Below are 7,641 nucleotides of genomic sequence, written 5' to 3'. Positions count from 1 at the left end.
CAATCTCGCCGAGAGCGTGACGGTGATCCACAGGCGCAGCGATTTTCGCGCCGAACGTATCCTGCGCGAGCGGCTTCTGAAAAAGGACAATGTCCGCGTCATCTGGGACACGATCGTCGACGAGATCACCGGTCGGCCCGGCAAGACGCCGCTGCCGCCCTCGGTCGAAGGGCTGAAGCTCAAGCATGCGGGGACCGGCGAGGTGTCGCACCTCAAGATCGACGGTGTGTTCGTGGCCATCGGCCATGCGCCGGCGGTTGAACTGTTCGCCGGCAAGCTCAAGCAGAAGCCGAACGGCTATCTGTGGACGGCGCCGGATTCGACCCGCACCGATGTGCCGGGCGTGTTCGCGGCCGGCGATGTGACCGACGATATCTACCGCCAGGCGGTGACGGCAGCGGGGCTTGGCTGCATGGCCGCACTCGAGGCGGAGAAGTATCTGGCCGGCATCGAAGTGCATCGCGAAGCGGCCGAGTAGAGAGTTCAGAGAGCGGCTTAGAAACGCCGTGTAAAAGCCTGATTTTTCATTCAGACGCCAAAACAGAACGAGGGGAATCATGGCGTTGGACTGGGACAAGCTACGCGTGTTTCACGCTGCGGCGGAGGCGGGGTCGTTTACCCATGCGGCCGAGACATTGCATCTGTCACAATCGGCGATCTCGCGGCAGGTCAGCGCGCTCGAGCATGATGTCGGCGTGCCGCTGTTCAACCGCCACGCCCGCGGGCTGGTGTTGACCGAGCAGGGTGAGATGCTGTTTCGCACGGCGCATGACGTGCTGATGAAGCTGGAGACCATCAAGTCCCGGCTGACCGAGACCAAGGATCGCCCGTCGGGCGTGCTGCGGGTGACGACGACGGTGGGGCTGGGCGCCGGCTGGCTGACCGAGCGGGTGCAGGAATTCATCGAACTCTATCCTGAAATCAGCCTGCAGTTAATCCTCGCCAACGAGGAGCTCGATCTCACCATGCGCCAGGCCGATTGCGCCATTCGGCTGCGCCAGCCGCAGCAGCCGGACCTGATCCAGCGCCGCCTGTTCACCGTGCATTTCCACCTCTACGCGGCCCCATCCTATGTCGCCAAGCATGGCAGGCCGTCTTCCGTCGCCGAGCTGAAGGCCCATCGCATCGTCACCTTCGGCGTGCCGGTGCCGTCGCATCTGTCGGAGCTGAACTGGCTGGAAACGGTCGGTGATTTCGAAGGCGGGCAAAGGGTGCCGACGCTGCAGATCAACGACATATTGTCGATCAAGCGGGCGGTGCAGGGCGGTGCCGGTATCGCCATGCTGCCCGACTATGTGATCAGCAAGGACTCCGACCTCGTGCAGCTGCTGCCGGAGACCGAGGTGCCGTCTTTCGACACCTATTTTGCTTATCCGGACGCGATGAAGAACCAGGCCAAGCTGCACGTGTTCCGGGACTTTATCATCGCCAAGGCGAGAAGCTGGTCATTCTAAGGACATGTCGATTGCCTGGCCCGACCTGAGCCTCAACATGCCCTGAGACGGCGCTGCCGGTTTCACCTACCCCCGCCAGGGCGACAGTCGAGGCAGCCAGCCGGGCACGTTGCGGCGGTAGGCGTCGTATTCGGCGCCGTACCGGTGAGCCAAAGTCGGCTCCTCGTAGAACCGCACGAAAGAGCCCATGGCGATCGCGCCGATGACCGCATAAGCGGCCAGCGTCCAGCTCGAGAACAGCAATGCCTGGCCGAGGATGATCGACAGCACGGCGACATACATCGGGTTGCGGACATGACGGTAGATGCCGCCGATCACCAGCCTCTCGGTTGGCGCGACCGGAGCGGGCGTGCCGAGGCCCTCAAGCGCGAATCGACCGAAGGCATGCAGCAGTGCTGCGATCGCGACGGCGATCAGAAGCCCGCCGGCAGGAACAAAGCCCGGCAGACCAGACCACGGCAAGCCCCAGCGATCGGTCAACAGCCAGGGCACCAGCCCGGCAACCACGCAGGGCGCCGCGATGAAGAAGGCCGCACTGCCGGCGATCGCCGAAAACGTCCGCATTGGCTGCTTCCTCCCGATTGCCTTAGAAATGCACGCCTGCTGCCTGCTTCCACATCATTGCCCGGTTTTGGCATTTTGAGCCGAAAGCCAGCCGAGATCGGCAATTCTGTAGTTGCAATTGCCCGATTCGGCGGCCCATTTCGACGATTCTGCTGGTCCTATTGGCTTCTGGAATGGGTTAGACCACAGCCTGCGTCTTTTTGCATGCGTGTGTTGCAAAATAGATGCTTGTTTCTTGGGCATGATGAGCACATATATAGATCATCTCCTGGGCGCGTTCTCCTCCCATTAGCGCCCTCGAGTGTTCCCCTCTGGAGGTTAGCCTTAACAGGCACTCCAATCAAACTCAGCCGGATCTTCATTGATCCGGCTTTTTTGTTGCCTGTGCTCTGCTGGGCCGGCAAAAAATTCCATCACAATTGCCACGTAACGGTGACATGTAACCTCTGGTAACATAGCCCGGGCGCCCGCGACCTGCTATGTGGATCATAGGACGCGGTGTGGTTCGGACGGGAGATGGGGGCATCACTCGTACGGCCCGGGCTCAGGCGGCTACCGCGTCCGAACCGTTTTTCCGCCGAACTCGGCGGCACCAAATGCGGCGGACCTGCCGTTTTACCTCCCAAGGAAACGGTCCGCGAACAAAACGACGTCCGGTCCCCGCCGGACGTCGTTTTCTTTTGTCCCCTCGAATCAGGTTCGAGAGGAACGCTACGCCATCAGGCAGCCTTGCCGTTGGTGTTCATCGCCTCGTCGGCCAGACGGCCGGTGAGTTCGGCCATGTGGTCGAAGACGGCACGGTAGCTGGCAACGCCCGCGGTCGCCGAGCGCAACTCGATGATCAGGTCGCCGATCTCGGCTTGCGGCATGGTTGCCTCGACGACATCCCATCCTGGCCAGCCAGGCCGCGCGTCGTAGCCGAGTATCTGGCCGCGCCGTTGCGGGATGAGAGCGATGATCTTCGAGGTGGCGTCGGAGGGTGTGACGATCTCGACCTTCATCACAGGCTCCAGGAGCACCGGCAAGCACGCGGCCATGCCTTCCTTCATTGCCAGCCTGGCCGCCATCTGGAAGGCCATGTCGGAGGAATCGACCGCATGGTAGGAGCCGTCCGACAGGTTGACTGCGACATCCACGACCGGAAAGCCCAGCGGCCCGGATTTCAGATAGTCGCGGACCCCGGTCTCGACCGACTGGATGTAGGTCTTGGGCACGACGCCGCCGGTGATGGTGTCGGTGAACTGGAAGCCGGAGCCGCGCGGCAGCGGCTTGATCTCGATCACCACGTCACCGAACTGGCCATGTCCGCCGGACTGTTTCTTGTGACGGCCGCGCTGTTGCGCCGATTTGCGGATCGTCTCGCGATAGGGCACCGCCGGCGGATGGCCTTCGACCGGTATCTGGTTCTTGCCTTCCAGCCGCTCGCGCACCACGCGCAGATGCATCTCGCCATGGCCCGACAGCACGGTTTCAGCCGAGTCCTGGTTGTGGCGCAGGCTGAGCGAGGGGTCCTCCTCGGCCAGCCGCTGGATGGCAGCCGACATTTTCACTTCGTCCTTGCGCTCCTTGGGACGGAGCGCGAAGGCGAAGACCGGCTGCGGCGGCTCGAACTGGACGAGCGGCTTGATGCCGCCCTTGGCCGAACTCAGCGTCTGGCCGGTCTTGACCTCGTCCAGCTTGCCCAGCGCGACCGTATCGCCGGCCTTGGCGATGGAGAGCTTGGAATGGTCCTTGCCGAGCATCCGGTAGATGCCGGAAACCTTGGCCGTGTCGCCGCCGGGCAGCCAGAGTTCGGAACCGTCGACGACCTGGCCGGAGAGGATGCGCGACACCGACAGCTTGCCGCCATGCGAGGTGTGGATGGTCTTCATCACCTGGACCAGGGTAGCCGCGCCGTCGGGTGCACCGAGCCGCTTGCGGGTCGCCTCGATGTCAGGCGCGTCGTGGCGGATCGCCTTCAGGAGACGCAGCACGCCGTTGCCTTTCTCGGCGGTGCCGATCAGCACCGGGGTCACCGCGCCGTCGCGCAGGTCGGCGGCGAGATCGTCGAAGATCGCGTCCTTGGGCGGTTCGATCTCCTCGAGCAGCTGTTCCATCAACTGGTCATCATGGTCGGCCAGCGTCTCCAGCATCGAGAAACGCGCTTCGAGCTCGCGCGCCTTCTCGTCGCCGGGAATCTGCGCCACCTCGCTTTCGGCATATTCGCGATAGATGTAGGCGCGCTCCAGCGCCAGGTCGATCGAACCAATGACGACGCCGTCCTTGCGCAGCGGAATCTGGCGCAGCAGCAATGGCACGGCACTGGCCGGCTGCAGCATCTTCAGCGTGTCGCGCACGCCGGTGATTGCCTTGTCGACCTTGTTGAGAAACAGGATGCGCGGCACGCCGAGATCGTCGAGCTTGCGCATGATCAGTTGCAGGGCAGGGATCTTCTTTTCATCGGCCTCGGCCACGACCACCGCGAGGTCGCAGGCGGCCAGCACCGGTTCGGCTTCGAAAGAGAATTCGATGGAGCCGGGACAGTCGACGAAGGTGATCTGCTCGCCCATGAATTCGGTGGTGGCGATCGTCGCCTCGACGCTCATGGCGTGGGCGCGCGCCTCGGGCGAATGATCTGAAACGGTGTTGCCTGATGAAACGGGATTTTGTCGGGGAATTGAGCCCGTACGGGCCAATATGGCTTCGAGAAGTGTCGTCTTACCGCTTGCGAAGGGACCGACTATGGCAATGCATTTCGGTCCCGTGCGTCGTCCTCCGGCGCGAGTACCCATGACTGACCTCCACTCAGGCGTTTCCCGTAGGACCGACTGGCATGCATGGTTCAGGCGTGGTCAATCGGTCCTGAGCGGCGGCCGGCCTGTTCGACCGTCGCGGGCGGGGTTCTTTTCAAGTCCACCTGCCCAAAGCCATCGTCCCACTTGTTTGCCGGCAGGGCAAGGAAAATAGAAATCCTTTGCTCGGCCGTGGACCCGTGCTGGCCATATAGGGGGCTGGCAGCCGGAAGCTGTTGCACGTCGGCCGATATCGGCGGAAACTGAAGCTGGCGACCCGTCGCCCGCTGTTTTGAAGGACCATCGACCCATGAAGATCATTGCCTGCGGCAGCGTGCCGACCGTCATCGCGCCGGAAAAATACTTCACCGGCCGGGTGCTGCAGACGCCGATCATCGAGAAAGAGGCGCCGGCGCGGCTGCGAGCCACGCTGGTCAGCTTCGAGCCGGGCGCGCGCACCCACTGGCATACGCATCCGCTTGGCCAGACGCTCTACGTGACGGTGGGCGCCGGGCTTGCCCAGACGTGGGGCGGCCCGATCCAGCAGATCAGGGCGGGCGACGTCATCTCGTTCGCGCCTGGCGAAAAACACTGGCATGGCGCGGCGCCGAAATCGGCGATGACGCATATCGCCATGCAGGAGGCGCTCGACGATGTCCATGCCGACTGGCTGGAAGCGGTGACATCGGAACAATATGACGGCTGAATGCTCAGTCCGCAGGAACCCGGCTTCTATTCCAGCCGCAACATTTTCAGAAGAGGGCGACTCGCGGCGAGTCCCGTACCATGGCGCAGGCCATACTCAGTCGCCGGATCGACAGCGCCATGCCGCCCGTTCAACTGACCGTCGGCCAGTAATTTGCGAAACTCACGTCCGGACATAGCCATGTCAAAGCACCGTTTGCCCCTGGTCGCCGCTGTCTATCTTGGTTCGTTCGTGGCTCTGCTCGACGTCAGCATCGTCAATGTCGCGCTGCCGACCATCCAGCAGGCGTTGCAAACCGATTTCGGCGGCCTGCAATGGGTGGTCGACGCCTACACGCTGTGCCTGTCGGCCTTCATGCTGTCGTCCGGCCTGATCGGCGACCGCTATGGCCGCAAGCGCTCATGGCTGGCCGGCGTCGGCATCTTCGTGGCCGGCTCGCTGATCTGCGCCGTCGCGCCCAATTTGCCGGTGCTGCTGGCCGGCCGGGTCGTACAGGGCATCGCCGGCTCGCTGCTCATTCCAGGCGCGCTGTCGATCCTGACGCAAGCCTTTCCCGATGCGCGCCAGCGCGCCGGCGTCATTGGCGGCTGGGCGTCGTTCGCCGCCACCTCTCTGCTCGTTGGTCCCGTCCTCGGTGGCATCCTGGTCGAGACCGTCGGCTGGCAAAGCATCTTCCTTATCAACCTGCCGCTTGGTCTGATCACGATCGCGCTCGGTGCTGCTTCGATCAACGAGACGGCGCATCCCGAACATGCCCATCTCGATCTCGTCGGCCTGGCTCTCAGCATCCTGTGGCTGGGGGCGCTGACCTTTGGCCTGATCTCGGCCGGCGAGAATGGTTGGGGCGAGCCAAGGACGGTCACGGCGCTCATCGCAGGTGTCGTCGGCCTGGGTGCTTTCCTCGGCTTCGAGGCGCGCACGGCACGGCCGATGCTGCCGCTTGGCCTGTTCCGTGACGTCCGCTTTGCCGTCGCCAATGTCGCTTCGTTCGCGCTCGGCTTCACCTCCTATTCCAGCGTCTTCTTCTTCTCGATGTTCCTGCAGCAGGTGCAGGGCTGGTCGCCGACGCAGACCGGCCTGCGCATGGCGCCGGCCTTCATCGTCCAGATCGTGGTGTCGCCGTGGATCGGCAGGCTGAGCGCGCGCTATGGTCACTCCGCGCTGATGAGCATCGGCTATGTTGCTATCGGCCTGTCCATGCTCGGCATGTGCTGGGCCGGTCCTTCGACGTCCTACGCGATGCTGTGCCTTCTGTTCGCCATCGGCGGCCTCGGCAATGCGCTTGCAATCCCGACCGGCAGCGCTGCCGCCATGTCCTATGCGCCGCGCGAACGCTCGGGCATGGTGTCGGCGGTCATCAATGCCACCCGCCAGAGCGGTCTTGCCATCGGCATCGCCTTGCTCGGCGCCTTGATGAGCATGCGGGCAACCAACCTTTTGACCGGGTATCTCGGCGATGCCGGTGTCGCCAACGCGGAAGCGGTCGCTCGTGCTGCAATTTCGCGGCATGATTTCGCAACCGATGCGGCGATGGGCGAAAGCGGCGTGCATGAACTCTATGCTGCCGCCTATGCTGGCGGCTTCCATGCCGCCATGCTGACGGCGGCGATCGGCGCGTTCCTCACCGCCGCACTGCTGGTTGCCGTGCTGGCGCCGGCCGAGGCGCGCTCGGCCAAAGAGACCAAGCACGAGGCGTGAGGCTGACGGCCCATTGAAAACCCGGCAGTGAAGCCGGGTTCTGCGTTCAAAGTGCGCCGCTCAGGTCAGCGAAGCCGTAAAGCGCTGGATGCGCGTGCAGGCTTCCTCCAGAAGCGTCTCCGAGGTGGCGTAGGAGATGCGGAAGTTGGGGCCGAGGCCGAAGGCCGAGCCGAACACCACCGCGACGCCCTCGGCTTCGAGCAATTCCGAGCAGAAGGTTTCGTCGGTGTCGATCGGCTTGCCGGCCTTGGTCTTCTTGCCGATCAACTGGGCGCAGGAGGGATAGACATAGAAGGCCCCTTCCGGCGACGGACAGGTGATGCCGCGCGCCTGGTTGAGCATCGAGACGACGAGGTCGCGACGGCCTTGAAAGATCGCCTTGTTTTTGGCGATGAAATCCTGCGGGCCATTCAGCGCCTCGACGGATGCCCATTGCGCGATGGTGCAG

At 63.5% G+C, this 7,641-nt stretch carries 7 protein-coding genes; 4 read left to right on the top strand and 3 right to left on the bottom strand.

Translation table 11 applies throughout. From position 1 onward, the window contains the following. Both EN994_RS36010 and EN994_RS09755 read left to right on the top strand, forming a co-directional pair. Positions 1–478: FAD-dependent oxidoreductase (locus EN994_RS36010; protein WP_245466002.1), on the top strand; the 478-nt coding region annotated here is incomplete at its 5' end. 79 nt (positions 479–557) lie between these two features. Further along, entirely contained in the window at positions 558–1,454 is an 897-nt protein-coding gene (locus tag EN994_RS09755) for a LysR family transcriptional regulator (RefSeq protein ID WP_013530079.1), read from the top strand. Positions 1,455–1,520: 66 nt separating this feature from the next. On the opposite strand, the gene EN994_RS09750 is transcribed toward EN994_RS09755, so the two are convergent. Then, entirely contained in the window at positions 1,521–2,018 is a 498-nt protein-coding gene (locus tag EN994_RS09750) for an isoprenylcysteine carboxylmethyltransferase family protein (RefSeq protein WP_013530080.1), read from the bottom strand. Positions 2,019–2,737: 719 nt separating this feature from the next. Continuing rightward, positions 2,738–4,789 carry an elongation factor G gene (locus tag EN994_RS09745; RefSeq protein ID WP_063168807.1) on the bottom strand — a complete coding sequence of 684 codons (2,052 nt, stop codon included), beginning with the start codon at positions 4,787–4,789 and terminating at the stop codon, positions 2,738–2,740. 310 nt (positions 4,790–5,099) lie between these two features. Here EN994_RS09745 and EN994_RS09740 point away from each other — a divergent pair, with 310 nt between their 5' ends. Next, positions 5,100–5,495: a cupin domain-containing protein gene (locus EN994_RS09740; protein ID WP_024504148.1), complete on the top strand. Its 396-nt coding sequence runs from the start codon at positions 5,100–5,102 to the stop codon at positions 5,493–5,495. 180 nt (positions 5,496–5,675) lie between these two features. Then, the gene (locus tag EN994_RS09735; protein ID WP_082826535.1) at positions 5,676–7,193 is read left to right on the top strand and encodes an MFS transporter; all 1,518 of its coding nucleotides are present in this window, start codon (positions 5,676–5,678) and stop codon (positions 7,191–7,193) included. A gap of 60 nt (positions 7,194–7,253) precedes the next feature. Here the strand turns inward: EN994_RS09735 and EN994_RS09730 are convergent. Beyond that, the coding region (locus EN994_RS09730) for an aminotransferase class I/II-fold pyridoxal phosphate-dependent enzyme (RefSeq protein WP_127307501.1) at positions 7,254–7,641 on the bottom strand (388 nt) is incomplete at its 5' end.

It is taken from the genome of Mesorhizobium sp. M7A.F.Ca.CA.002.09.1.1 (assembly GCF_003998555.1).
Lineage (GTDB): Bacteria > Pseudomonadota > Alphaproteobacteria > Rhizobiales > Rhizobiaceae > Mesorhizobium > Mesorhizobium ciceri.
The sequence above is the reverse complement of the archived record's forward strand: the minus strand, read 5'-3'. Positions and strand labels throughout refer to the sequence as shown.

Coding starts and splice junctions, on each gene's coding strand:
- EN994_RS09755 (WP_013530079.1), top strand. CDS start 558: ATGGCGTTGGACTGGGACAAGCTACGCGTGTTTCACGCTGCGGCGGAG.
- EN994_RS09750 (WP_013530080.1), bottom strand. CDS start 2,018: ATGCGGACGTTTTCGGCGATCGCCGGCAGTGCGGCCTTCTTCATCGCG.
- EN994_RS09745 (WP_063168807.1), bottom strand. CDS start 4,789: ATGGGTACTCGCGCCGGAGGACGACGCACGGGACCGAAATGCATTGCC.
- EN994_RS09740 (WP_024504148.1), top strand. CDS start 5,100: ATGAAGATCATTGCCTGCGGCAGCGTGCCGACCGTCATCGCGCCGGAA.
- EN994_RS09735 (WP_082826535.1), top strand. CDS start 5,676: ATGTCAAAGCACCGTTTGCCCCTGGTCGCCGCTGTCTATCTTGGTTCG.